General features: G+C 66.7%; 22 protein-coding genes. 15 read left to right on the top strand and 7 right to left on the bottom strand.

All coding sequences use genetic code 11. The features are described from left to right. Both ACR2JI_RS10300 and ACR2JI_RS10295 read right to left on the bottom strand, forming a co-directional pair. Positions 1-644, bottom strand: a 644-nt coding sequence (locus ACR2JI_RS10300) for an alpha/beta fold hydrolase (protein ID WP_526389976.1), incomplete at its 3' end; no start/stop codon positions are given. A gap of 97 nt (positions 645-741) precedes the next feature. Continuing rightward, complete coding sequence (locus ACR2JI_RS10295; protein WP_526389975.1) at positions 742-3,240, bottom strand: glycogen/starch/alpha-glucan phosphorylase; 2,499 nt, start codon at positions 3,238-3,240, stop codon at positions 742-744. Positions 3,241-3,481: 241 nt separating this feature from the next. Here ACR2JI_RS10295 and ACR2JI_RS10290 point away from each other — a divergent pair, with 241 nt between their 5' ends. Beyond that, entirely contained in the window at positions 3,482-5,725 is a 2,244-nt protein-coding gene (locus tag ACR2JI_RS10290; RefSeq protein WP_526389974.1) for an MMPL family transporter, read from the top strand. Here the strand turns inward: ACR2JI_RS10290 and ACR2JI_RS10285 are convergent. After that, entirely contained in the window at positions 5,713-6,465 is a 753-nt protein-coding gene (locus tag ACR2JI_RS10285; protein ID WP_526389973.1) for an O-methyltransferase, read from the bottom strand. The two genes, ACR2JI_RS10290 and ACR2JI_RS10285, sit on opposite strands and share 13 nt — an antisense overlap. Positions 6,466-6,531: 66 nt before the next feature. Here ACR2JI_RS10285 and ACR2JI_RS10280 point away from each other — a divergent pair, with 66 nt between their 5' ends. The 7 genes from ACR2JI_RS10280 to ACR2JI_RS10250 all read left to right on the top strand — a co-directional run bounded on the left by ACR2JI_RS10280 (position 6,532) and on the right by ACR2JI_RS10250 (position 12,319). Continuing rightward, positions 6,532-7,293 (top strand): methyltransferase family protein, encoded by a 762-nt coding sequence (locus tag ACR2JI_RS10280; protein WP_526389972.1) that lies wholly within the window; start codon positions 6,532-6,534, stop codon positions 7,291-7,293. A 74-nt stretch (positions 7,294-7,367) separates the two neighbouring features. Continuing rightward, positions 7,368-8,462: a type III polyketide synthase gene (locus ACR2JI_RS10275; RefSeq protein ID WP_526389971.1), complete on the top strand. Its 1,095-nt coding sequence runs from the start codon at positions 7,368-7,370 to the stop codon at positions 8,460-8,462. Positions 8,463-8,475: 13 nt separating this feature from the next. Continuing rightward, the gene (locus ACR2JI_RS10270) at positions 8,476-8,994 is read left to right on the top strand and encodes an isoprenylcysteine carboxyl methyltransferase family protein (protein WP_526389970.1); all 519 of its coding nucleotides are present in this window, start codon (positions 8,476-8,478) and stop codon (positions 8,992-8,994) included. Beyond that, entirely contained in the window at positions 8,991-10,013 is a 1,023-nt protein-coding gene (locus ACR2JI_RS10265) for an NAD(P)/FAD-dependent oxidoreductase (protein ID WP_526389969.1), read from the top strand. Before ACR2JI_RS10270 ends, ACR2JI_RS10265 begins: the two co-directional genes overlap by 4 nt. 14 nt (positions 10,014-10,027) lie before the next feature. Further along, entirely contained in the window at positions 10,028-11,071 is a 1,044-nt protein-coding gene (gene pat, locus ACR2JI_RS10260; protein ID WP_526389968.1) for an acetyltransferase Pat, read from the top strand. A gap of 63 nt (positions 11,072-11,134) precedes the next feature. Continuing rightward, entirely contained in the window at positions 11,135-11,611 is a 477-nt protein-coding gene (locus ACR2JI_RS10255) for a TspO/MBR family protein (RefSeq protein ID WP_526389967.1), read from the top strand. 51 nt (positions 11,612-11,662) lie between these two features. After that, entirely contained in the window at positions 11,663-12,319 is a 657-nt protein-coding gene (locus ACR2JI_RS10250; RefSeq protein WP_526389978.1) for a DUF5642 family protein, read from the top strand. Positions 12,320-12,321: 2 nt separating this feature from the next. On the opposite strand, the gene ACR2JI_RS10245 is transcribed toward ACR2JI_RS10250, so the two are convergent. Continuing rightward, on the bottom strand, positions 12,322-12,918 hold the full coding sequence (locus ACR2JI_RS10245; protein ID WP_526389966.1) for an alpha-ketoglutarate-dependent dioxygenase AlkB: 597 nt from the start codon (positions 12,916-12,918) through the stop codon (positions 12,322-12,324). 69 nt (positions 12,919-12,987) lie between these two features. Between ACR2JI_RS10245 and arcA the strand changes: the two genes are divergently transcribed. Further along, positions 12,988-14,193, top strand: coding sequence for an arginine deiminase (gene arcA, locus ACR2JI_RS10240; protein WP_526389965.1), 1,206 nt, complete (start codon positions 12,988-12,990; stop codon positions 14,191-14,193). 41 nt (positions 14,194-14,234) lie between these two features. Here the strand turns inward: arcA and ACR2JI_RS10235 are convergent, their stop codons facing one another. Next, a complete protein-coding gene (locus ACR2JI_RS10235; RefSeq protein ID WP_526389977.1) occupies positions 14,235-15,782 on the bottom strand; it encodes a dolichyl-phosphate-mannose--protein mannosyltransferase in 1,548 nt (515 codons plus the stop codon). A 30-nt stretch (positions 15,783-15,812) separates the two neighbouring features. On the opposite strand from ACR2JI_RS10235, the gene rsmI reads away from it, so the two are divergent. Then, the gene (rsmI, locus tag ACR2JI_RS10230; RefSeq protein ID WP_526389964.1) at positions 15,813-16,685 is read left to right on the top strand and encodes a 16S rRNA (cytidine(1402)-2'-O)-methyltransferase; all 873 of its coding nucleotides are present in this window, start codon (positions 15,813-15,815) and stop codon (positions 16,683-16,685) included. Here rsmI and ACR2JI_RS10225 read toward each other — a convergent pair. Together ACR2JI_RS10225 and metG are read right to left on the bottom strand one after the other, a co-directional pair. Next, complete coding sequence (locus ACR2JI_RS10225; protein ID WP_526389963.1) at positions 16,616-17,890, bottom strand: aminodeoxychorismate synthase component I; 1,275 nt, start codon at positions 17,888-17,890, stop codon at positions 16,616-16,618. The two genes, rsmI and ACR2JI_RS10225, sit on opposite strands and share 70 nt — an antisense overlap. A gap of 13 nt (positions 17,891-17,903) precedes the next feature. Continuing rightward, a complete protein-coding gene (gene metG / locus ACR2JI_RS10220) occupies positions 17,904-19,457 on the bottom strand; it encodes a methionine--tRNA ligase (RefSeq protein ID WP_526389962.1) in 1,554 nt (517 codons plus the stop codon). A 26-nt stretch (positions 19,458-19,483) separates the two neighbouring features. On the opposite strand from metG, the gene ACR2JI_RS10215 reads away from it, so the two are divergent. From ACR2JI_RS10215 to ACR2JI_RS10195, 5 genes are all read left to right on the top strand, one after another. Further along, positions 19,484-20,323 (top strand): TatD family hydrolase, encoded by an 840-nt coding sequence (locus tag ACR2JI_RS10215; RefSeq protein ID WP_526389961.1) that lies wholly within the window; start codon positions 19,484-19,486, stop codon positions 20,321-20,323. A 103-nt stretch (positions 20,324-20,426) separates the two neighbouring features. Then, positions 20,427-21,539, top strand: a complete 1,113-nt coding sequence (locus ACR2JI_RS10210; protein WP_526389960.1) for a transglycosylase family protein — start codon at positions 20,427-20,429, stop codon at positions 21,537-21,539. Between the two features lie 6 nt (positions 21,540-21,545). Then, positions 21,546-22,463 (top strand): 16S rRNA (adenine(1518)-N(6)/adenine(1519)-N(6))-dimethyltransferase RsmA, encoded by a 918-nt coding sequence (gene rsmA, locus ACR2JI_RS10205; RefSeq protein ID WP_526389959.1) that lies wholly within the window; start codon positions 21,546-21,548, stop codon positions 22,461-22,463. Positions 22,464-22,493: 30 nt separating this feature from the next. After that, positions 22,494-23,444: a 4-(cytidine 5'-diphospho)-2-C-methyl-D-erythritol kinase gene (locus ACR2JI_RS10200; RefSeq protein WP_526389958.1), complete on the top strand. Its 951-nt coding sequence runs from the start codon at positions 22,494-22,496 to the stop codon at positions 23,442-23,444. A gap of 184 nt (positions 23,445-23,628) precedes the next feature. After that, on the top strand, positions 23,629-24,395 hold a 767-nt coding region (locus tag ACR2JI_RS10195; RefSeq protein WP_526389957.1), incomplete at its 3' end, for an AMP-binding protein.

The following is a 24,395-nucleotide window of genomic DNA, read 5'->3' as shown; positions in this document are numbered from 1 at the left end:
GCGCGCAGCGTGCGGGTGAAGGCCGCCGACGCTGTGGGCTCGGGGAGATCGGCCAGGATGCGCAGCATATTGGGAATGTCGCGGCCGAATCTGGTCGATCCGAACATCGCCCCAACCAGGTGTCCGGCCACCTGCAGGGCGGGCAGCACCAACGGCAGGCGCAACAGCGCCAGCGCTTCGCCGCCGATCGGCAGCGCGGCAAATCGCAGCGCGATGTTCACGTCCCTGGTGACGCCGCCGGCCCCCACCAGGATCATCCGCTCCACCAATTGCGGGAACTGGTAGGCGAATTGCATGGCCACGCCACCACCGAGTGAATGCCCGACCACCGTGACTCTGTCGATGTCGAGCACACTGAGCAGGTCGCGCATACCGTTGGCGTAGGCGGCCACCGAGTAATCGGCCCGAGGCTTGTCGGATTTACCGTGCCCCAACAGATCTGGAGCGATCACGGTGAACCGCTTCGCCAGTTCACTGTGCACCGGTTCCCATGTCGTGGAGTTGTCGCCGATACCGTGAATCAGCAGAAGGGCCGGCCCCGAACCGGCAATCCGGAAGGCCCGACGGTAGCCGTGGATGGTGCGATACCGCAGTTTAGGGGTCAGCATGTCGCCCGGTTCCGTTGCGGTCTTACGCTGTCCCATGTTCGCGATCCTAAGGGCCCTTCGCCGGGTCCTCTACTCGAGCGCTATCGCCGCAGTCCGCGGGCTCATCCGGGCCGGTACCAGAGGTTGCGGTGGCCTAATCCTTGATGTCGATGGATACCGGTTCGACATCCCAGATGTCGTCGCAGTACTCGGCGATCGAGCGGTCAGAGGAGAACTTGCCGCTGCGTGCGCTGTTGAGGATCGACATCCGGGTCCACAACTCGGTGTCCTGCCAGGCGGCGCTGACCTCATGCTGGCAGCGGATGTAGTCGGCGTAGTCGGCGAGCACCAGGAAGTGGTCATGGTTGGTCAGGTTCCCCACCAGCGGGGCAAACACGTCGGTGTCCCCATGTGAGAACGTGCCGTCGGCGATCAGGCCGAGGACCGCGGCGAGTTCGGCATTGCGTTCGATGTAGTCGCGGGGCCGGTAGCTCTTGTAGAGCTCGTCGACATCGTCGACGGTCAAGCCGAACAGGAAGAAGTTCTCCGGGCCGGCTTCCTCGCGCATCTCGACATTGGCCCCGTCGAGGGTGCCGATGGTGAGCGCGCCGTTGATCATGAACTTCATGTTGCCGGTGCCGGAGGCTTCCTTTCCGGCGGTGGAGATCTGCTCGGAGAGATCAGCTGCGGGGTAGATCAGCTGACCGTTCTGCACGTTGAAGTTGGGAACAAACGCGACCCGCATCCGGTCGTTGACGTCCGGATCGGCGTTGACCGTCTCGCCGACCGAGTTGATCAGCTTGATCATGAGTTTTGCCATGTGATAGCCCGGGGCGGCTTTGCCGCCGAAAACCCAAGCGCGCGGGGGGATATCGAGACCGGGATTCTGCTTGAGCCGGTGGTAAACGCTGATGATGTGCAGGACGTTGAGATGCTGGCGCTTGTACTCGTGAATACGCTTGACCTGAACGTCGAAGAGCCAGTCCGGGTTCAGTTCGATGCCGGTCTGCTCAGCGACATAGCGGGCGAGCCGAGCCTTGTTCTCCCGCTTCACTGCCCGCCACTTGCGCTGGAAACCGGGGTCATCGGCCAGCGGTTCCAGCGCGCGGAGCCGATTAAGGTCGGTCAGCCAGCCGGTTCCGATGGTCTCGTCAAGCAGTTGGCGCAGACCGGGATTGGCCAGACCAACGAAGCGACGGGGTGTGACACCGTTGGTCTTGTTGCTGAATCGCTCAGGCCACAGCTCGTAGAAGTCTTTGAGCACAGTGTCTTTGAGTAACTCGGAGTGCAGTGCTGCGACCCCGTTGATGGCGTGGCTGCCGACGGTGGCCAGATGTGCCATCCGGACGCACTTGGTGCCGTCCTCGCCGATCAGCGACATCCGCCGTACGCGATCGGCGTCACCGGGGAATGCCGCGCGAACCTCGTCGAGGAACCGGCGATTGATCTCGTAGATGATCTCCAGGTGTCGCGGTAGGAACTGGGCGAACATCGACAGGGGCCAGGTTTCGAGTGCTTCGGGCAGCAGCGTGTGATTGGTGTAGGCCATGGTTGCCACGGTGATGCCCCAGGCCTTGTCCCATTCCAGTCCGCGTTCGTCGATGAGCAGTCGCATCAGCTCGGCGACCGCGATCGACGGGTGGGTGTCGTTGAGCTGCACGGCGACCCGGTTGGGGAGCTCGTCTACGTCCAGGCCGGCCAGGTCTTCGAGTAGGTGCAGGATGTCCTGCAGTGAGCAGGACACGAAGAAGTACTGCTGGGCCAGCCGCAACTGCTTGCCCACCTCCGGCTGATCGTTCGGGTAGAGCACCTTGGTGATGGTCGAGGAGACGACCTCCTCGCGTACCGCGTTGTAGTAGTCGCCCGCGTTGAAGGCGTCGAGCACCAGGGACTGGATCGCGGTCGCACTCCACAGGATCAGGGTGTTGCACGTGTTGACGCCGTAGCCCTGGATCGGCGTGCCGTAGTGCAGCCCCTTGGCGATTCGTTCGGGAATCCACCGGACACGCTCGCGGCCCTGGGCATCGATGTGACGCTCGGTGCGGCCGCCCCAGCCCACCTGATAGTTGATCTCCGGTTTGGCGATCTCCCACGGATTGGGTTCGGCGAGCCAGTTATCGGTCTTCTCCACCTGCCAGCCATCATGGATCTCCTGATCGAAGATGCCGAACTCGTAGCGAATCCCGTAACCGACGGCGGGCCGCTCGAGGGTGGCCAGCGAATCCAGGTAGCAGGCCGCCAACCGGCCGAGCCCGCCATTACCGAGCCCCGGTTCCTGCTCGCAGGCCAGGACCTCGTCGATGTCCTGGCCCAGGGCGGCCAGTGCCGTGCGGGCCTGGTCCTCGATCTGTAGGTTGAGCAGGTTGTTGCCCAGATGCGGCCCGAGCAGGAACTCCGCCGAGAGGTAGGCCGTCACCTTCCGGCTGAGGTCGACGTAGGTCTGGGTGGTTGCGGCCCACCGGTCCTGCATCCGGTCCCGTACCGCCAGCGCCAGTGCGTGGTAGTAGTGCTTGGGCTCCAGCAGTGCGGCCGGGCGTCCCAGGGTGTAGCGGAGGTGGTCCTCGATCGCCTGACGCAGCGCCTCGGCACTCATCCCGGTCCGGGTGTCCTCCGCTGCGGCCCGCTGGGCCGGCGTGTTGATGACATCACTCATGTGTATTTCCCCGATGTATGAAATCCGGCCATCCCCGACAGCCTTGGTGGAGCGAGTATCGCACCGCAGGTGCCCGCGTCGGGCCGGTATGGAGCGTCCCCCGGGGTGAACATCTCAAGGACGGACGCAGGTAGTCTCAGCAAATGGCGCGCAAACAGCAGACCGCCCCGGCTGCCCCCGCCTCGGGGTTGCCTGGCGGCCCTACGCAGGTCTCAGTCCGGACCGCGGCCGCCTGACGCCCATGTTGCGCCGCATCGCCGAGATCGCCATTGCCGCACCCCGCCGGGTGCTGCTTATCGCCGCTTTTCTGGCGGCAGCCATCGGCGTTTTCGGTGTCCCGGTGGCCCAACACCTTTCACCGAGCGGGTTCGGAGACCCCACGGCGCAGTCCTCCCGCGCCGCCGAAGTGCTGACCAAGAAATTCGGTCAGGGTGACGTGCCGCTGGTCATCGTCGTCACAGCGCCGGATCGTTTCGACAGCCCCGCGGCGCGCGCGGTGGCAACCGGTGTCATCGATGAGTTGAAGCGTTCCGGCCACGTCGCCACCATCAGCTCCGCATGGACGTCCCCACGTGAGGCCGCCTCGGCGCTGGTGAGCAGCGACCGCAAGTCCGGTCTGATCGCCACCGGCATCGTGGGCACCGAGGCGCAGCAGCAGACCTACACCCGGGAGCTGACCGACTCCGTCGTCGGCGACCGGAACGGCATCGAGGTCCGCGCCGGCGGTACGGCGATGGTCAACCTGCAGGTCACCCAGCAGTCACAGCGCGATCTGTTGATGCTGGAGGCGATCGTGGTACCGCTGAGCTTCCTGGTGCTGATCTGGGTGTTCGGCGGGGCGCTGACCGCCGCGCTGCCGATCGGCGTGGGTGTCATGGCGATCCTCGGCTCGCTGGCCGTGCTGCGCACCGTCACCTTCTTCACCGATGTCTCGATCTTCGCGCTGAACCTGACCACCGCAATGGGTTTGGCACTGGCGATCGACTACACCCTGCTGATGATCAGCCGCTACCGCGACGAATTGGCCGGCGGGGCGCAGCGCGAACAGGCCGTCATCACGATGATGGCGACGGCCGGCCGCACCGTGCTGTTCTCAGCCGTCACCGTCGCGTTGTCGATGGCTGTGATGGTGCTGTTCCCGATGAACTTCCTGCGATCGTTCGCCTACGCCGGTGTTGCCACCGTCGCCTTCGCGGCCGGTGCCGCCGTTCTAGTCACGCCGGCGGCCATCATGTTGCTCGGTGATCGCATCGACGCGCTCAACGTCCGGCGCCTGCTGCGAAAGATGCTCGGTCGGCCCGAACCGGCGGCGCGTCCCTGGCATGAGGAATTCTGGTATCGCACAGCGAAATTCGTGATGCGCCATGCCGTTCCGATCGGTCTCGCCACCGTGGTCGTGCTCGGTGTGCTCGGTGCGCCGTTCTTCGGTGTTCGCCCCGGTTTTCCCGATGACCGGGTGCTGCCCAAGTCGGCGTCGGCCCATCAGGTCGGCGATCTGCTGCGCACCGAATTCGCCAACGACTCCGATAGTGCCGTGCCGATCGTCATTCCGGATGCCACCGGCCTGAGTCCCGAAGAGATCGGCCGCTACGCCGCCGAACTCTCCCGGGTGGCCGATGTGTCATCAGTGTCGGGGCCGACGGGTGCGTATATCAACGGAAAGCCCGTCGGACCGCCGATCGCCGCAACCGGGATCGCCGATGGCAGCGCTCTGGTCACGGTCAGCAGCACCGCGGCGCTGTTCTCCACACCCTCCGAAACCCAACTCGACCGGCTGCACGCGATCGCCACACCGGGTGGGCGCGCGGTGGAGTTCGCCGGGCTGGCGCAGACCAACCGCGACAGCGTTGACGCCATCGTCTCCCGGCTGCCCCTGGTGCTGGGCCTGATCGCGGCCATCATGCTGGTGCTGTTGTTCCTGCTCACCGGCAGCGTGGTGCTGCCGGTCAAGGCACTGATACTCAACATGCTCTCGCTGAGCGCCGCGTTCGGCGCGATGGTGTGGATCTTCCAGGAAGGACACTTCGGCGCACTCGGCACCACGCCGACCGGAACCCTGGTTGCCAACATGCCGGTGCTGCTGTTCTGTATCGCATTCGGGCTGTCGATGGACTACGAGGTCTTCCTGGTGTCGAGGATCCGGGAGTTCTGGTTGGCTTCCCCGCAGGGGTCCGCCGACAATGACGAGAGTGTGGCACTGGGCCTGGCCCGTACCGGCCGCGTCATCACGGCCGCGGCCCTGATCATGGCGATCTCATTCGCCGCACTGGCGGCCGCCAAGGTGGCTGTGATGCGGTTGTTCGGCGTCGGTCTGACCCTGGCAGTGCTGATGGACGCGACCATGGTGCGTCTGGTTCTGGTACCCGCGTTCATGCATGTGATGGGCAAGTGGAATTGGTGGGCGCCCAAGCCGTTGGTGAAACTCCATGCCCGGCTGGGTATCAGCGAGGAAGGCCCGGCCCAGAAGGCGGACTACCCGAGGTAATCGGACTCGAGCACGAGATCGGGCATCAGCGTCTGATACTCGACATGGGTGCGGTGCTCTTTCGTCCGCCAACCCTTGTCCTGGTGATCGCGCATATATGCGCGATACTTCGGGGATCCGGGGAAACCGACGTTGTCGGCGACCACGACTGAGCCGGGATGCAGCCAGCCACGATCGACGATGGTCAGCAGGTCGGCCAGGTAGGCGTTCTTGTCATGATCGATGAAGAGGAAGTCCAACGCACCGGGGGTGAAGCCGTGCTCGGACTGCAATCTGTCCAGTGTTCGTCCCGAGTCGCCGATGGTGCCGACTACACACGTGATGCGGTCCGCGACACCGGCGTGGGTCCAGATGCGCCGCGCGACTTCAGCATTGGCGGCCGACAACTCCACGGAGAACACCCGAGCGTCAGGGGCGGACCGGGCGATCAGCAATGCGCCGTAGCCGCAGTAGGTGCCCAACTCCAGCACCAGTCGCGGGTTCGACCGCCGGACCGCCGCAGCGAGCAGCCTGCCCTTCTCATCGCCGACGTTGACCAGGAAGGACTTTTCGTACGAGTAGCGGTCGATGGCGGCCAGAACGTCGTCGATATCGCCCGGGCGCGCGTGGTCCACGACGTAGTCGGCTGCGGCCGACTCCCGCCCGTCGCCCAACTGGCCGGTCGAATTGAACTTCCGGATGCCGATGCCGGCACGCAGAATCGACCAGCGCAGCATCGGCAACCGCTTCCTCAGTCCCATGCGGCTAGGCTACGTGTTGGGCCGTCGTCTCAGTCGGTGCCGCAATGCAGGGGTTCGGTGTGACAGATGACGCCGCGTGACGATGTTCGGGTAAGTGGCAGTAGGACTGTCATAGCGCTGTGTTACGGAGTGGTCTGCCACGCGTCTTTTGTCGCCGGGGTGCTCACCATGATGCTGGCGATGTTCTTCGGCATGAGCCGATCGCTGGGATCGGTTCCCACGCCGTGGAACTGGATTACCAACGCCGCTTTGCTCGCACAGTTCGCTGCCACCCACTCGCTGTTGCTCACCGCCCGCGGCAGGGCGCTGATGGCGCGAATGCCGCCGCGGGGTGCCGGATCCACGCTGTCGACGACGACCTACGCGACAATCGCCGCGGTCCAGGTGTTCCTGCTCTTCGCGTTCTGGTCCCCGACCGGAACGATCTGGTGGCAGGCCGGCGGACCGGTGCTGGTCGTGATGACCTGCCTCTACGGGATCTCCTGGCTGCTGCTGGGTAAGTCGATGGCCGACGCCGGCCTGGGGTTGCAGACCGGCAGCCTGGGGTGGGTTGCCCTGCTGCGTGGCCGTAAGCCGGTCTACCCGCCCATGCCGGTGACCGGGCTCTTCCGGTTCACCCGCCAGCCGATCTATGTCGCCTTCACGCTGACGCTGTGGACTGTTCCGACCTGGACGCCCGATCAGCTGGTCCTCGCCGGCACTCTGACGGCGTACTGCGTAGCGGCTCCGCTGCTGAAGGAGGCCCGCTACCGGCGAATCTACGGATCCGCGTTCGAGGCCTATGCCCGCACCGTGCCCTACTGGTTGCCCCGGCCGAAAAAGCAGTGATGAACGCCACTATTAGCTCTGCCGTCAGCGAACGGTAAGGGTGTGTTCGCTGGGGTCGAGGCATAATGAATAGCATGTCGAGCAAACTCGGTCCGAAACCGATCGGGCCCAAAAGTGTGATCGCAGGAGTTCAGGGCGCCCTGCCCCCGAACCGCTACAGCCAGGCCGAGATCACCGACGCCTTCCTCAAGTTCCCGGCCTTCGCCGGCCACGAGAAGATCGTGCGCAGCCTGCACAGTTCCGCCAAGGTCGGCCACCGGCACCTGGTGTTGCCGATCGAGGCCTACCCCGGCCTGAACGACTTCGGCGAAGCCAATGACCTGTTCATCGAGCACGCCGTTGAACTCGCCTGCAAGTCGCTGACCGCCGCCCTCGACGAGGCGGGACTGGAGCCCGAGGACGTCGACATGGTGATGTCGACGACCGTCACCGGGATCATGGTGCCCTCGCTGGAAGCCCGGGTCGCCGCCCGGATGGGCCTGCGGCCCGATGTGCGCCGGGTCCCGATGTTCGGCCTCGGCTGCGTCGCGGGTGCGGCGGGTATCGCGCGTCTGCATGACTACCTCAAAGGTGATCCCGACGGGGTGGCGGTGCTGCTGTCGGTCGAGCTGTGCTCGCTGACCTTCCCGGCGCTGACGGCCGAGATCGCCGGTCTGGTCGGTGGAGCGCTCTTCGGCGATGGCGCCGCTGCGGTGGTCGCCGTCGGTGAGCGCCGCGCTGAAAAGATCCGCGCCGGCGGGCCGACCGTCATCGACACCCGCAGCCACCTGTACCCGGACACCCAGCGCACCATGGGCTGGGATATCGGGCCGAAGGGCTTCGAACTGGTGCTCTCACCGGACGTCCCGGAGGTCGTCAGCCGCTACCTGCGTGCCGACGTCACCGGATTGCTGGGCGACCACGACCTCACTCTCGACGATATCGGCACCTGGGTCAGCCATCCCGGTGGACCGAAGGTGATCGAGGCCATCGTGGAGAGCCTCGATCTCTCCGATGACGCCCTCGAGCTCACCTGGCGATCGCTGGCCGAGGTCGGCAACCTCTCGTCGTCGTCAGTTCTGCACGTTCTGCACGACACGATCGCCAAGACCCCGCCGGCCGGACCCGGCGTGATGATGGCAATGGGTCCCGGATTCTGCTCGGAATTGCTTCTGCTGCAGTGGCACTGACGGGCGGTTCGCGATGACCTCGCTCGCCTGGTTCACACTTCTCGTCGGCGTTGTCGCCGTCGAGCGGCTCGTCGAACTCGTCGTCGCCAAACGCAATCTGGCCTGGAGCCGGGCGCATGGCGGTGTGGAGTTCGGCTCCGGTCACTATCCGGCGATGGTGACGCTCCACACCGGATTCCTGGTCGGCTGTCTGGCCGAGGTGTACCTGCTGAACCGTCCGTTCCTGCCCGTCCTCGGCTGGTCGATGCTCGCGATCGTCGTCGCTGCACAGTTGTTGCGCTGGTGGTGCATCACCACGCTCGGCACGCAGTGGAACACCCGCGTTGTCGTCGTACCCGGGGCGCCTCGGGTGACCGGCGGCCCCTACCGGTTCTTCTCGCACCCCAACTACGTCGCGGTGATCGCCGAGGGTTTCGCGCTGCCACTGGTACACACGGCCTGGATCACCGCTGTGGTCTTCACCGCCCTCAATGCTGTTCTGCTCAACCGGCGGATCGCCGTTGAGAACTCCGCTCTGGCGAGGCTGGCATGATCGACCTTCTGGTGGCCGGCGGCGGGCCGGCAGGCCTGGCGACTGCGATGTATGCCACCCAGGCCGGGCTGGAGGCCGTCGTCATCGACCGCCGCCGCGGCCCCATCGACAAGGCATGCGGTGAGGGCATGATGCCGCACACGGTCGGGCATCTCCGAGCGCTTGGAGTCGTCCCGCACGGCAAGGCTTTCCACGGCATCACCTACCTGGATGCCACCCGCAGTGTGCGGGCCGACTTCCGTGGCGGCAGCGGTTTGGGCATGCGGCGCACCGCACTGCACGAGGCGCTGTCCGATGCCGCGACCGCAGCCGGTGTGCGCATCATCGAGGGCGACGTCGGCGAGATCACCCAGGACGAGACCTCGGTGTCCTGCGGCGGTCTCCAAGCCCGGTATCTGGCCGCGGCGGACGGTCTGCACTCGCCCATCCGGCGCGCGCTGGGTCTGAGCCTTCCGAGTCGGGGCAGGCGCCGGTGGGGGATTCGCCGGCACTTCGAGATCGCACCCTGGAGCGATACCGTCCAGGTGTACTGGTCATCGGAAACCCGGACCGAGGCCTATGTCACGCCGGTGGCGGACAACTGTGTGGGCGTCGCGATCCTCTCCTCGGAGCAGGGCAAGTTCGGCGATCATCTGATCGAATTCCCGAGGCTGGAAGAGCGATTGTCGGGTGCCTCGCACGGTTCGGACCGGGCTGCCGGTCCGTTGCGCCAGCGGGTACGCGCCCGGGTTGCCGGTCGGGTCCTACTCGTCGGTGACGCCGCCGGGTATGTGGACGCGCTTACCGGCGAAGGGCTCGGCATCGCCTTCGGCGGGGCGGAGGTATTGGTCCAATCCGTGCTGGCCGACAATCCCGGCGGCTACGATCACAGCTGGCGTCAGATGTCCCGTCGCTATCGGTTCCTGACCGCCGGTCTGCTGGAGGCGAGTGGGCTCAAACCGGTCCGTTCCCTGATCGTTCCGGCGGCGCACGCACTACCGAAGGCTTTCAGCGGGATTGTGAACCTGCTCGCGAACTGAGGGAAGCTAGACCCATGACGGCAGAACGCGATGACGGGCTGGCCGCATCCTTGGAACAGAGCCCACAACTGGTAGCGCTGCGCGCCGAGGCTCTGGCCGAGATGGCGCTCTTCGAGGATTGTTCCTCCGAGCAACTGCATAGCCTGGCAACTCGGATGCGGCCGTTGCGGGCCGAACGTGGTCAGGTCCTGATGCGCCAGGGTGAACAGGCGGTCTCGTTCATCCTGATCCAATCCGGCAGGGCCGAGGTTATCCACACCTCCGATGACGGCTCTGTGGTGCTCGACGAGGTTTCCGCCGGCGTGATCGTCGGCGAGATCGCCCTGCTCCGCGATAAGCCCCGCACCGCCACCGTCACAGCGGCCGAGACCTTGTCGGGCTACATCGGCGATGAGAAGGCCTTCGGTGCACTGGCCGACCTGCCCGGTGTCAGCGAGCGGCTGCTGCGTACCGCGAGACAGCGTCTCGCGGCATTCGTGACGCCGATCCCCGTCCTGTTCAAGGATGAGACCGAACTTCTCCTTCGTCCGGTGCTGCCGGGCGACAGCGAGCGGTCCAATCATCCCTCGGTGCAGTTCTCCACGGAGACCCTCTACCGCCGTTTCATGTCCACCCGCGCGCCGAGTGCGGCGCTGATGGAATACCTGTTTCAGGTCGACTACATCGACCATTTCGTTTGGGTGCTCGTCGACGGTGCGGACGGTCCGGTGGTCGCCGATGTGCGCTTCGTTCGCGACGTCGACGACTCGGGCGCCGCCGAGATCGCGTTCATCGTCGCCGACGACTACCAGGGGCTGGGCATCGGCAATTTCCTGATGGCCGCGCTGAGCATCTCGGCGAAGGTCGGCGGGGTTCGGCGGTTCACCGCCCGGCTACTCGCCGACAACCTGCGGATGCGCGCCATCCTCGACAAGTTCGGCGCGGAATACGAACGTGACGAGCCCGGTGTGGTGCTCACCGAGTTCGATGTCCCGGAGCCGTCCGAGTTCGGTATCGACGCGGAGATCGCCGATCAGATCCGTTCTGTCACACGACAAGTCCTGCGCGCAGTGGGTTAGAGCCACTACGGCACGAAGCCGAACGCATCGATCCCGGTCCCGCAGTGCAGGTAGGTTGGGGAGATGCGCAAAGCATTCATAGCAACGGCAGTGGCCACTGCGGCAGCGGCCGCGGTTGGAAGTGCGACCAGCCGGGATGGCGTCGAGGGCTGGTACACCACGATCCGCAAACCGCGGTACGTCCCGCCCAACGTCGTCTTCCCGATCGCCTGGACAACGCTGTACGTCGATATCGCCGCCACGTCCGCGGCGGCCATCAACCGGTTCCGCGCCGATGGCGACGACGAAAAGGCAGTGGCCTACGTCGTGGCACTCGGTGCGAATCTGGTGCTCAACGCCGGCTGGAGTTGGATCTTCTACGGAAGGCACCGTCTGGCGCTGTCGGCGGCCGCGGCCGCACTTCTGACGGCCAGCAGCGCCGATCTGGTCCGCCGCGCGGCCGACGCCGACCCCAAGCTGGGCGCCGCTCTGGCGCCGTATCCACTGTGGTGTTCTTTCGCCACAGTGCTATCCACCGACATCTGGCGGCTGAACCGCTGATCGGGCCGCGGCGTGAAGTCCGCGACATGAAGTAGATTGGCCGCGATGATGATGCGGGCGGTGGTGGTCGCGGCGGTGTGTGCCGGTGTGGTCGCCGGGTGCGGTGGACAGTCTGAGGATCGTGGCCCGACCGCAGACCTGAGCAGGATCGCGGATATCAAAGCGAGTTTCGGTCCGCAGTTCCGCCTCACTGAGATCGCGCCCACCGGTATCGACCCCAAAGTCCTGGCCGGTCAGAAACTTCCGGACGGCATCGTCTTCCAGCCGGCATCCTGCGGCACGTTCGCCACCGGGCAACTGGTGCCCGCTGGAACCGAGGGCAATATGTCCGCTGTCTCCGCCGAGGGCGAGGGTAACCGCTTCGTCGTCATCGCCCTGGAGACCAATGAGCCGGTGCCCGTAGTGGAGCCCGGACCGGATTGCCAGAAAGTGTCCTTCGTCGGCGGACCGCTACGCGGAACCGTGGATGCGGTGGAGGTGCCCAGGATCGATGGGACCAAGACCATCGGCGTACACCGGGTTGTGCAGACGGTGATCGACGGCAAGCCCCGCACCGGTGAGGTCTTCAACTACTCAGCGCACTTCGGTAACTACCAGGTGATTGTTTCGGCTAATCCCCTTGTGCTGCAAGATAAACCGGTTGTTCCGGTTAACACCCAGCGTGCCCGCGATTTGCTGATCGCCGGAGTCAACGCGATCCGTAAGTAGATTCAGCGCACGTTGCGCGGCCGAAACTGCACGCTGATCCTGGGTCCGGTCGGCACAGTGGTCTTCGGCACGGCGTGTTCCCAGGTGCGCTGACAGGAACCGCCCATCACCAACAGGTCGCCGTGATGCTGCGGTAACCGCAGCGAGGGCCCGCCACCGCGTGGACGCAACGCGAACATCCGGGATGCACCGAGGCTGATCACCGCGACCATGGTGTCCTCGGTGCTGCTTCGTCCGATGGTGTCCCCGTGCCACGCCACGCTGTCCGACCCGTCCCGGTACAGGCAGAAGCCGGCACTGGTGAACGGCTCACCCAACTCCCCGGCGTAGATGTCGTTGAGGCGCCGGCGCAGTCCCGCGATCGCCGGGTGGGGCGGCGGGGTGGCGGTGAGATCGTGAAAGCTCACCAGGCGCGGCACGTCGAGCACCCGGTCGTACATCGTGCGTCGCTCAGCGCGCCAGGGCACCGCCGTCATCAGTTCGGCGAACAGGTCGTCGGGATCGCCGGCCCAGCCGGAGCGCCATTCGATCCAGGCGCCCCTGCCCAGATCGCGACGCTCGCTGTGCTCAAACAGTGAGCCCTGAACCGCTACAGCCACACCGGTAGGATATCGCACACACGTTCGATTGCCTCCGGTTCGGCCGGGCGGGGCGATACCGTTCACGCTGTGACCGAAACCCTGGGCGTCGACTCGGAGGTCGGCGCACTGCGCTCGGTCATCCTGCATCGCCCGGATGCCGAGTTGCAGCGCCTGACCCCGCGCAATAACGATGCGCTGCTCTTCGACGGCGTGCCCTGGGTTGCCCGGGCCCAGGATGAGCACGACGCCTTCGCCGCCCTGCTGCGTTCCCGCGGGGTGGAGGTGCTCCTGGTCGCCGACCTGCTGGCCGAGGCGCTCGCCAGTGGCGCGGCCCGTGTTCAGGGCATCGCCGCCGCGGTGGACAGCCGCCGGCTCGGTGTGCCGCTCGCGCAGGAACTCGCCGGCTTTCTGCGGACTCTGGCGGCCTCCGAGTTGGCGCGGGTGCTGATGGCCGGAATGACATTCGGTGAGCTGTCGCTGGGGGATGCGATCGACACCTCCCTGGTGCGACGGATGCATCGCGGCGGTGATTTCGCCATCGACCCGCTACCGAACCTGATGTTCACCCGCGACTCGTCGTTCTGGATCGGACCGCGTGTCGCCATCACCTCGCTGGCGCTGGCGGCACGGGTCCGCGAGACCTCGCTCACCGATCTCATCTATGCCCACCACCCGCGTTTTCTCGGGGTGCGACGTGCCTACGAGTCGCGTACGGCCCCGGTAGAGGGTGGAGACGTTCTGCTGCTGTCCGCCGGAGTGGTCGCGGTCGGAGTAGGGGAGCGGACCACCCCGGCAGGTGCGGAAGCCCTGGCGCGCAGCCTTTTCGACGACGATCTGGCGCACACCGTGCTCGCAGTGCCGATCGCCCAGCAGCGGGCCACGATGCACTTGGACACGGTGTGCACCATGGTCGACCGCGACGCGGTGGTGATGTACCCGGCTATCAAGGACACGCTGACGGCGTTCACCCTCAAGCGCACTGGGGAGGGCATCAGGATTCTCGACGAGGCGCCGTTCGTGTGCGCCGCCGCCGAGGCGATGGGCATCGACAAGCTTCGCGTCATCGACACCGGGCTCGACCCGGTGACTGCCGAACGCGAGCAGTGGGATGACGGCAACAACACACTGGCGATCTCACCCGGTGTGGTCGTTGCCTACGAGCGCAACACCGAGACCAATGCCCGCTTGCAGGACGCCGGCATCGAGGTGCTGCCCATTGCCGCCGCAGAACTGGGCACCGGCCGGGGTGGGCCACGGTGCATGTCCTGTCCGGCCGCCCGCGACCCGCTCTGAGCCTGCGAACGCCATCTCAGCCCCTCACCCGCGGCGGGGGCTCAGCGCCAACTGGGCAGCCACATCTCCATGTTCCAGGTGCCCTGTGAGATCGGTATCCCGGTGAGGATCGGGAAGAGCCAGACGAAATTCGTGATGACCAGCGCCAGATAGCAACAGACGGCGATCACGCCCAGCGTTCGACGTTCGGCGTCGCGATTGCTCGGCGCATAGAGGATGTCGCCGAGGATCAGCGCGATAGCCATCACCAGGAACGGCGCCATCGTGACGGCATAGAAGAAGTACATCTGCCGGTCGATATCGGCGAACCACGGCAGCCAGCCCGCGCAGTAGCCGACCAGGATGACCCCGTACCGCCAGTCGTGCCGGACGAACGCCCGCCACAACGCGTAGAGCAACACCGGCACGGCCAGCCACCACATCGTCGGGGTGCCGACCAGCATCACCGCCTTGACGCAGGAGGCCTGTCCGCAACCGGGAACGTTCTCGTTGTCGATCGCGTAGAGCACCGGGCGCAATGACATCGGCCAGGTCCACGGTTTGGACTCCCACGGGTGGTGGTTGCCCGCGGCATTGGTCAGCCCGGAATGGAAGTCGTACGCCTTATAGGTGTAGTGCCACAGCGACCGGATCGCGTCGGGAAACTGGTACCAGCGCCGCTCACCGATCGACTGGCCGGCCTCGTAGCGGTTGACCGCGGTCTCCGAGGCGAACCACGGTGCGTAGCTCAGCAGATATATCGCCGGCGGGATCACTCCGAACGCCCACGCCAGAGGTCCGAGGTCACGGCGCAGCACGCCCAGCCACGGCCGCGGCACCCGGTAGGACCGCCGCGCGGCGACATCGGTGCCCAGGGTCATCAGTCCAAAGAACACGATGAAGAACAGCCCGGACCACTTCGTCGCGATCGACAGACCGAGCAACACGCCCGCGCCGAACCGCCACCACCGAACACCAAGCCTTGGGCCCCAGGGTGTTTCGGCTATACGGCCTTCGATGAAGGCGATGTGCATGCGCTCTCGGACCTGATCGCGGTCAACCATGAGTGCGCCGAAGGCGGCAACGACGAATACGGTGAGGAAGATGTCGAGCAGGGCGGTGCGGGCGGCGACGAAGCTGACGCCGTCGGCGATCAGCAGCAACCCGGCGATCGCCCCGAGTACCGTCGAGCGGCTGATACGCCGCACGATGCGCACCACCAGTGCCACCAGCAACACGCCGAACACCGCGGCGGTGAATCGCCAGCCCAGACCGGTGTAGCCGAACAGCGCCTCGCCGAGTGCGATCAGCTGCTTACCGGCTGGTGGGTGCACGATCAGACCGAAGCCGGGGTTGTCCTCAACGCCGTAGTTGTGCAGCAGCTGCCAGGCCTGCGGGGCGTAGTGCTTCTCGTCGAAGATCGGCGTGCCGGCGTCGGTCGGAGAGCCCAGGTTCAGGAATCGGGTGATCGCGGCCAGCGCGGTGATCAACGCGGTCGCGGCCCACCCCTGAAGCCGGTCGGTCGGCCCGAAGTCTGCGGCCGGGACCAGCGGCCCGGGACTCACGACCGGCACGTCGCGCAGGGGCGCGTCGAGGTCGTCGGCCGTCATGGTCACCCGGTCAATCGTAGGGTGTGGGGTGTGACCGGCCGGCTGCTCCTCGGGGCCACCCCATTAGGGCAGCCGGATGACGCCTCCAAACGTCTGGTGGAGGCGTTGCGCACCGCCGACGTCGTCGCCGCCGAGGACACCCGCCGGGTGCGCATCCTGGCCCGCTCGCTGGACGTGACGATCGGCGGCCGCGTCGTGAGCCTGTTCGACCAGAACGAGGCGGCCCGGGTCCCGGCCCTGCTCGAGGAGATCATCGCCGGCGCGACCGTCCTGGTGGTCAGTGACGCCGGCATGCCGTTGGTCAGCGATCCCGGCTACCGGCTGGTGTCGGCGTGCGCCGCGGCAGGGCTGACGGTCAGCTGCCTGCCCGGACCGTCGGCGGTCACCACCGCGCTCGCGGTCTCCGGCCTGCCCTCGGACCGGTTCTGCTTCGAAGGCTTCCCGCCACGTAAGCGGTCGGCGCGCCGCGGCTGGCTGGCCGGGCTGGCAGTCGAGCCGCGCACCACGGTGTTCTTCGAGTCCCCCCGCCGGCTGGCCGAATGTCTGCAGGACGCGGTCGAGGAGTTGGGCGGTGACCGGCGCGCGGCCGTATGCCGGGAGCTGACGAAGGTGCACGAGGAGATCCGCCGCGGAACGCTGGCCGAACTCGCCGAGTGGGCGATCGGCGGCGTACTCGGTGAGATCACCGTGGTGCTCGCCGGCGCCGCACCGGTCGCTGATATGGACTCGATGGTGACCGCGGTGGGCGCACTCATCGAGGACGGGATGCGGATCAAGGACGCCTGCGCGGCGGTGGTGCACGCGCACCCGGGATCGCCGTCCCGGCGGGAGCTCTACGACGCGGTGCTGCGCTCCCGACCCGGTGGCCGGGAGCGTGGCGACTCGGGGTATTCAGACGCGTGACCGACGATCGCGGCGGCCTTGTCGAGGCATTCCTGCCACTCCGCGACCGGATCCGAATCTGCGGTGATCCCGCCGCCGACACCGAGCACCGCGTGGCCGTGTGTATCGAATTCGACGGTTCGGATGGCCACGTTGAGCTCACATCCGGCCACCGGTGAGGCCATCCCAACGGTGCCGCAGTACACCCCCCGCCGGCGAGACTCCCATTCTGAGATCAGCTGCCGCGCTCTGGTTTTCGGTGTTCCCGTGACCGAGGCCGGCGGGAAGGCGGCATCCAACAGCGCCGACATCGGCACCTCGACGGGTACGACGGCGGCTACCGTGGAGACCAGATGCCAGACCCCGGGTGCCTGGCGCACCGTCAACAGTTCCGGCACCGTGACGGAGCCGGTGACCGCGACGTGACCGAGGTCGTTGCGAACCAGGTCGACGATCATGATGTTCTCGGCGACATCCTTGACAGATGCGCGCAGTTCAGCAGGTTCGGCATGTAGAGGCAGGGTGCCCTTGATCGGGCTGGAACTGACCTGACTACCGGTGCGGCGCAGGAACAGTTCCGGTGACAGTGAGGCGACCGCACCCCAGTCCCCGGCCAGATATGCCGCCCGGGCCGGTGCAGTGCGCGCCACCGCGTCGGCGAAGAAATCCAACGGCGCACCGCTGACGGTTCCGGTGAACTGAGTGCACACGCAGGCCTGATAGACCTCGCCGGCTCTGATCGCCTCCAGGCAGCACGCCACCGCCTGCTGGTGGTTGGTGAAATCAGGCTTCGCCCAGATGATTTCGCAGTCGCTCCGGTATGGCCGTTCGGTCAACGCCGCCACCACCCAGTCCGATGCTGCCGCCCCGGACAGGCTCTCGAACCACCAGCGGCCGTCGGTGTCCAGGCGCAGCACGCAGTCGGTCCACCCCCCGGCCGCTTCAGGCAGCAGGGCCGGGACTCCATCAGATCCGGCATCCGGATAGGACAGATATCCGATCCACCCGCCACCAACCGCATCGGTCCGGTTCCCGGCCGGTACGTCGAACACCGCGGCCGGATCAACCTGTCGCACGGCCAGACTCGGGGCGATCACCGCACCGGAACCGAACCACTCGCCGACCAGTGCGGCCGGCGGAGGCAGGTTCAGGCGGTGTGCGGCGCCGCCCAGCCGTCGCAGCACTTCGGCGGGCGGGCCGATGTCACCGAGCAGCTCGACGTGCATGGCCGGCGGGTGTCTAGTCGGCCGGTGGTTCGTAGCGGGGGAAGACCCCGACAGGTGCCGGCAGTTCGGTGCCCGGGGCGAGTCTGGTTGCCAGTGAGGTGAAGTCGCGACCGTCCGCGTGCTGGCCGAGCAGGTCGAGCAGGCGGCCGGCTGAGGTCGGCATCACCGGCTGCACCAGCAGAGCGGCGATCCGTACCGCCTCCAGGGTGACGTAGAGCACCGTGCGGAACCGCTCCTGGTCGGCGGATGCCTCGGACTTGCGCAGCACCCATGGCTCCTGGGCGGAGAAGTACCGGTTGGCCGCGCCCAGCATCAGCCAGATCGCCTCCAGGCCCAGATGCATGGCCTGCTCATCGAAGGCTGCGCGTACGCGTTCCAGCAATCCGTCCGCCACACTCAGCAGTTCGGAGTCCTCGGCGCGCAACGCGCCTGGCTCGGGCACCCGGGCGTCAAGGTTCTTGTTCACCATCGACAGTGAGCGCTGAGCGAGGTTGCCCAGTTCGTTGGCCAGGTCCGAGTTGATCCGGCCGATGATGCCGTCCTCGCTGTAGCTTCCGTCCTGTCCGAACGGCACCTCGCGCAGCAGGAAATAGCGCACCGGGTCCACCCCGAAGGTCTCCACCAGTGACACCGGGTCGACGACGTTACCCACCGACTTGCTCATCTTCTCGCCGCGGTTGTAGAGAAAACCGTGGGCAAAAACCCTGCGGGGCAACGGGATTCCAGCCGACATGAGAAAAGCCGGCCAATACACGGCGTGGAAGCGGATGATGTCCTTGCCGATCATGTGCAGATCGGCCGGCCAATACCGTTGGTAGAGAGCTGAATCGGTGTCCGGGAAGCCGGCGCCGGTCAGGTAGTTGGTCAGAGCGTCGACCCAGACGTACATCACATGTGCAGGGTCGCCGGGGACCGGGACGCCCCAGTCGAAGGACGTCCGCGAGATCGACAGGTCCCGCAGCCCGCCGGAGACGAAGCTGACCACCTCGTTGCGGCGAACCTCCGGAGCGATGAAGTCCGGGTTCGCCGCGTAATGCGCCAGCAGTGGCTCGGCGTAGGCCGAGAGCCGAAAGAAGTAGGTCTGCTCCTCGGTCCAGGTGACCGGGGTGCCGGTCTCGGTCGCGATCCGGGTGCCGTCGCCGTGCAGGGTTGTTTCGGCTTCGGTGAAGAACCTCTCGTCGCGCACCGAATACCAACCGGAGTAGGCGTCGAGGTAGATATCGCCGCGCTCGGCCATCCGCTGCCAGATCGCCGTGGACGCCGCGTAGTGATCCGGGTCGGTGGTGCGGATGAACCGGTCGAAGGAGACGTTGAGTAACTCCTCGAGGCGCTCGAAGGCATCGGAGTTGCGGCGCGCGAGTTCGGCGGTGGGAATGCCCTCGACGGCAGCGGTCTGGGACATCTTCAGGCCGTGTTCGTCGGTGCCGGTGAGGAAGCGGACGTCGAAACCGTCGAGCCGCTTGAACCGGGCGATCGCGTCGGTGGCGATGTACTCGTAAGCATGCCCGACGTGCGGCGCGCCGTTGGGGTAGGCGATCGCTGTGGTCACGTAGAAGGGCTCGCTCATAACGCACATAACCTTAGGGTGTGGCGGTGAGCAGCAAGCGTGCGGAGCGTCAACCGCCACCGGCCCCCGAGCCGCTGGCGCCGTTGATCGACGCGCACACCCACCTGGACGCCTGCGGTGTCAGGACGGCCGCCGACGTTCGCGCCATCTTGGATCGGGCCGCGGCGGTAGGGGTCTCGGCGGTGGTGACAATCGCCGACGACCTCGACTCTGCGCGCTGGGTCGGCGCGGCATCCGGCTGGGACGACCGGCTCTACGCCGCGGTGGCCCTGCACCCCACCCGCGCCGACGCCCTGACCGACACCGCCCGGTCCGAGATCGAGCGGCTGGCGGTACAACCGCGGGTGGTGGCCATCGGCGAGACCGGAATGGACCTGTACTGGCCGGGCCGGCTGGACGGCTGCGCGACCCCGCAGCGACAGCGCGAGGCCTTCGCCTGGCATATCGACCTGGCCAAGCGAACCGGTAAACCGCTGATGATCCACAACCGCGAGGCCGACGCCGAGGTGCTCGACGTCCTGCGCGCCGAAGGGGCGCCGGACCGGGTGATCTTTCACTGCTTCTCCTCGGGTCCGGAGATGGCCCGCACCTGCCTCGGGCAGGGCTGGCTGCTGAGCCTGTCCGGGACCGTCAGCTTCACCAACGCACATGCACTGCGGGAGGCGGCCGCCCTCATTCCGCCCGATCAGTTGCTGGTGGAGACCGACGCGCCGTTCCTCACCCCGCACCCGTTCCGGGGTGCGCCCAACGAGCCGTACTGCCTGCCCTACACCGTTCGGGCACTCGCCGATCTTCTGGACCGGCCCGCCCAGGACGTTGCTGAGCAGACCTTCCTCAACGCCCGGCGCGTTTACGAACTGGACTGACTGCCGGATAAGGGTTTGCTGAAACTGTCGGACCGTGTGGCGGATCGCGCCCGACTTCGTTACCGTCCTGTGATGTAAGCGCGGTGTCGAGGCAGGGTTGTCAGTGAATTCGTTGGTCAAGCTCCATGAGTCCCGGTCCGGGGCCCTGCGCGCCATCGTTGCCGCCCTGCTCGTCACGCTGGCCACGGCCGGGGTGTTTGCGCTGACCTCCCGCAAGACCGTGACGCTGAACCTGGACGGCAAACCTGTCGTCGTGACCACGATGAAGTCCCGGGTCGCCGACATCGTGGCGGAGAGCGGCCTGACGCTCGGTGAGCGCGACGAGGTGTCGCCCGCCGCGGAGCGCACCGTCCGCAACGCCGACACCATCGTGGTGCGACGCAGCCGCCCGCTGGAAATCTCGCTGGACGGCCGGGAGCCCAGGCAGATCTGGACCACTGCCGCGACCGTCGACGAGGCCCTGGCTCAGCTCGCGATGACCGACACCGCCCCGGCGGTGGCCTCGCGCGGCAGCCGGCTCCCGCTGGCCGGTATGGCCCTTCCGGTGGTCAGCGCCAAGACGGTGCAGATCAACGACGGCGGCGTCATCAGTTCCGTTCGGCTGGCCGCCCCGAACGTCGGTGCGCTGCTGGCCGCCGCCGGCGCGCCCCTGCAGGAGCGTGACAGCGTGGTGCCCGCGGCGTCGTCCCCGGTGGTCGACGGTATGACGATTCAGGTGGTCCGGATGCGCATCGTGAAGGTGACCGAGCGGGTACCGCTGGCTCCGGTCGCCCGGCGGGTGGAGGACCCGACGATGAATATGAGCCGCCAGGTGGTCGAGGATCCGGGCACGCCCGGGATCGCTGACGTCACCTTCGCCGTGGCGATGGTCAACGGAGCCCCGACGGGACGGCTGCCGGTTGCCAGCACCGTCGTCACCCCGGCCCGGGACTCGGTGCTGCGGGTGGGTGCCAAGCCCGGCACCGAGGTGCCCCCGGTGACCAACGGTGCCCGCTGGGATTCCATCGCCGCCTGCGAGTCAGGAAACAATTGGGCCATCAACACCGGCAACGGGTATTACGGTGGGGTGCAGTTTGACCAGAACACCTGGGAGCGCAACGGCGGTCTTCGATACGCAGCCCGGGCGGATCTGGCAACCAGAGACGAGCAGATCGCGATCGCCGAAGTGACCCGGGCCCGGCAGGGCTGGGGTGCATGGCCGGTCTGCGGGAGGTAGACGGTAATGACAATCCGGTTGCTGAGCCGGACCGAGATCCGGAACTTAGCCAAGGAACTCGACTTCCGGCCGCGCAAGTCGCTCGGCCAGAACTTCGTCCATGACGCCAACACCCTGCGCCGCATCGTGTCGGCCTCCGGGATCAACAAGAACGATCACGTGCTCGAGGTCGGTCCCGGCCTCGGCTCGCTGACTCTTGCGATTCTCGATCGTGGCGCCACGGTGACCGCCGTCGAGATCGATTCGGTGCTCGCCGGGCGGCTGCCCAAGACGGTGGCCGACCACTCGCACAGCGAGATTCACCGACTGACCGTGCTCAATCGCGACATCCTCGGCCTGACCCGTGTCGACCTCACCGAGGAGCCGACGGCGGTTGTCGCCAATCTGCCCTACAACATCGCCGTCCCGGCCCTGATGCACCTGCTCGCGGAGTTCCCGAGCATTCGCACCGTCATGGTCATGGTCCAGGCTGAGGTGGCCGAGCGCCTTGCCGCCGAACCCGGAGGCAAGGAGTACGGGGTGCCCAGTGTGAAGGCCCGCTTCTTCGGCAACGTCCGGCGCTACGGATCGGTCTCGCCGACGGTGTTCTGGCCGATCCCGCGGGTCTACTCCGGACTGGTGCGCATCGACCGCCACGAGACCGCGCCGTGGCCCACCGACGACGCCTTCCGCAAGCAGGTCTTCGAGCTGATCGATACCGCCTTCGGCCAGCGCCGCAAGACGGTGCGTAACGCCTTCCTGGAGTGGGCCGGTTCCGGCAACGATTCCGCCGAGATGTTGCTGGCGGCCAGTATCGACCCGGCCCGGCGGGGCGAGACGCTGACCGTCGCCGATTTCGTCCGGCTACTGCAACGCTCCGGCAAGGCGATTCCGGCGGCCGAAAGGATTCCGGCGGCCGGGGAGCAGTCTGCTCAGCTGAGCTGATCCCCCCGTTTTTTTCGCTACCCTTCTGCGGTGCCCCACACCACTGGAAATACCGCGACCGAGTGGGTGCCCACCGGTTCGGTGACGGTGCGGGTGCCCGGCAAGGTCAACCTGTATCTCGGTGTCGGTGACCGCCGCGACGATGGCTACCACGAACTCGCCACCGTCTTCCACGCCGTCTCACTGTCCGATGAGGTCACCGTGCGGGAGGCCGATCTGCTCTCGCTGCAGATGTTCGGTGAGGGCGCCGACCAGGTGCCCACCGACGAACGCAACCTGGCCTGGCAGGCGGCCGAGCTGATGGCCGACCACGTCGGCCGGGCAGCCGACGTCGAGATCACCATCGCCAAGTCCATCCCGGTGGCCGGCGGTATGGCAGGCGGCAGTGCCGACGCCGCGGCGGTGCTCGTCGCGATGAACGAGCTCTGGGAATTGGGTGTCCCGCGCCGCGACCTGCATGCGATGGCCGCCAAGCTGGGCAGCGACGTGCCGTTCGCGCTGCACGGTGGCACCGCGCTGGGGACCGGCCGCGGTGAAGAGCTCACCACCGTGCTGGCCCGCAGCACCTTTCACTGGGTGCTGGCCTTCGGAGCCGCCGGACTGTCGACGGCCGCGGTGTACGGCGAGATCGATCGGTTGCGCGAGGCCGGCGGCCCGGCGCGACTCTCCGACCCCGAGCCGCTGCTGACCGCACTGTCGGCCGGGGATCCGCACCAGCTGGCCCCGCTGCTGGGTAATGATCTGCAGCCCGCTGCCCTGAGCTTGGAGCCGAACCTGCGCCGCACCCTGCGGGCAGGTACCGAGGCCGGGGCGCTGGCCGGAATCGTGTCGGGTTCGGGCCCCACCTGCGCGTTCCTCTGCGCCTCCGCAGCCAGCGCGGTGGATGTCGGCACCGAACTGGCCGGCGCAGGTGTGTGCCGGACGGTGCGGGTGGCCAGCGGCCCGGTGCACGGCGCGCGGGTGGTTCCGGTCAGCGACTGAAATGTCCCCGACTGAACTGCCTCGTGGCATCGCGGCGAGGGTAGTTTCCCGCTACTTAAGAGTAGTTTAAGATCGTCCGAGGCCGAAAAGTTGCGCTGGCCTACGGGCGTGCCGCCGTGGTACGGACCCAAGGTCAGCGGAGCATGGCACTCAGGATGTTGCGCCGGACGCCGAGGAGGTCGTCGTGAGCCGGTTTACCGACAAGATGATCCACAGTGCCATGACGAGTTCCAAGGGCATGGTGACCGGGGAACCGCACGAACCGGTTCGCCATACCTGGCGTGAGGTTCATGAACGGGCCGCCCGGATCGCCGGCGGTCTGGCCGCCGCGGGGGTCGGCCCCGGCGATGCGGTGGGTGTCCTGGCCGGAGCGCCGGTGGAGATCGCTCCGACCGCCCAGGCGCTGTGGATGCGCGGTGCCAGCATCACCATGCTGCACCAGCCGACGCCCCGCACCGATCTGGTGCATTGGGCGGCGGACACCACCAACGTGATCGAGATGATCGCCGCGAAAGCGGTTGTGATCTCCGAACCGTTCCTGGTCGCCGGCCCGGTGCTCGCCGAGCGCGGTATCACTGTGTTGACCGTCGAGGACCTGTTGGCAGCTGAACCGATCGAGGCGGTGGAAACCTCCGAGGATGACGTCGCGCTGATGCAGCTGACATCCGGTTCGACCGGTTCCCCGAAGGCCGTGGTGATCACTCACCGCAACATCTACTCCAACGCTGAGGCGATGTTCCTCGGCGCCGATTACGACGTGACCAAAGATGTGATGGTCAGCTGGTTGCCCTGCTTCCACGACATGGGCATGGTGGGCTTCCTGACCATTCCGATGTACTTCGGCGCCGAACTGGTCAAGGTCACGCCGATGGACTTCCTGCGCGACACCCTGCTGTGGGCCAAGCTCATCGACAAGTACAAGGGCACCATGACCGCGGCGCCCAATTTCGC

Origin of the sequence: Mycobacterium sp., assembly GCF_051006775.1 — a bacterium.
In the GTDB taxonomy this organism is placed as follows: domain Bacteria; phylum Actinomycetota; class Actinomycetes; order Mycobacteriales; family Mycobacteriaceae; genus Mycobacterium.
The sequence above is the reverse complement of the archived record's forward strand: the minus strand, read 5'-3'. Positions and strand labels throughout refer to the sequence as shown.

Bases quoted from the DNA above. Each gene is read 5' to 3' on its own strand.
- ACR2JI_RS10250 (WP_526389978.1), top strand. From the start codon at position 11,663: ATGCGGGCGGTGGTGGTCGCGGCGGTGTGTGCCGGTGTGGTCGCCGGG.
- ACR2JI_RS10280 (WP_526389972.1), top strand. From the start codon at position 6,532: ATGACGCCGCGTGACGATGTTCGGGTAAGTGGCAGTAGGACTGTCATA.
- ACR2JI_RS10225 (WP_526389963.1), bottom strand. From the start codon at position 17,890: ATGCACGTCGAGCTGCTCGGTGACATCGGCCCGCCCGCCGAAGTGCTG.
- metG (WP_526389962.1), bottom strand. From the start codon at position 19,457: ATGAGCGAGCCCTTCTACGTGACCACAGCGATCGCCTACCCCAACGGC.
- rsmA (WP_526389959.1), top strand. From the start codon at position 21,546: ATGACAATCCGGTTGCTGAGCCGGACCGAGATCCGGAACTTAGCCAAG.
- ACR2JI_RS10290 (WP_526389974.1), top strand. From the start codon at position 3,482: ATGTTGCGCCGCATCGCCGAGATCGCCATTGCCGCACCCCGCCGGGTG.
- ACR2JI_RS10235 (WP_526389977.1), bottom strand. From the start codon at position 15,782: ATGACGGCCGACGACCTCGACGCGCCCCTGCGCGACGTGCCGGTCGTG.
- ACR2JI_RS10265 (WP_526389969.1), top strand. From the start codon at position 8,991: ATGATCGACCTTCTGGTGGCCGGCGGCGGGCCGGCAGGCCTGGCGACT.
- ACR2JI_RS10270 (WP_526389970.1), top strand. From the start codon at position 8,476: ATGACCTCGCTCGCCTGGTTCACACTTCTCGTCGGCGTTGTCGCCGTC.
- ACR2JI_RS10285 (WP_526389973.1), bottom strand. From the start codon at position 6,465: ATGGGACTGAGGAAGCGGTTGCCGATGCTGCGCTGGTCGATTCTGCGT.
- ACR2JI_RS10295 (WP_526389975.1), bottom strand. From the start codon at position 3,240: ATGAGTGATGTCATCAACACGCCGGCCCAGCGGGCCGCAGCGGAGGAC.
- ACR2JI_RS10275 (WP_526389971.1), top strand. From the start codon at position 7,368: ATGTCGAGCAAACTCGGTCCGAAACCGATCGGGCCCAAAAGTGTGATC.
- ACR2JI_RS10255 (WP_526389967.1), top strand. From the start codon at position 11,135: ATGCGCAAAGCATTCATAGCAACGGCAGTGGCCACTGCGGCAGCGGCC.
- pat (WP_526389968.1), top strand. From the start codon at position 10,028: ATGACGGCAGAACGCGATGACGGGCTGGCCGCATCCTTGGAACAGAGC.